Origin of the sequence: Robertmurraya sp. DFI.2.37 (assembly GCF_029211245.1) — a bacterium.
Lineage (GTDB): Bacteria > Bacillota > Bacilli > Bacillales > Cytobacillaceae > Robertmurraya > Robertmurraya methanolica_A.
Genome location: NZ_JARGEJ010000515.1, coordinates 1 through 315 on the forward strand (window position 1 = coordinate 1; position 315 = coordinate 315).

Annotated in this window: 1 pseudogene; it reads left to right on the forward strand. The window is 47.0% G+C overall.

Features of this window, described 5'->3' with window-relative positions:
• Window positions 1–315: pseudogene (locus PZE06_RS27520) on the forward strand (leucyl aminopeptidase); the annotation flags it as partial.

Here is a 315-nt window from a genome sequence, read left to right on the forward strand (position 1 = left end):
GCCGACTAGTGCTTGCTGCTGCTGTCACTTATGCAAATCATCAGGGAGCCGATTATTTAGTCGATGTGGCAACATTAACAGGTGGCGTTATTGTCGCTTTATGTGTGGATACAACAGGTGCATTGACGAATGATGAAGATTGGTTTGAGCAAGTGCTTGAAGCGTCATACGAAGCCGGAGAACCGCTCTGGCGCTTACCGTTATTTGCTAGAGATTTTGAGAGGCTTCGCAGAAGTAAGATCGCCGATTTAAATAATTCACCGGGACGTGAAGGGCATGCAATCATGGGCGGTGCTTTTGTTGGTGAATTTGCTG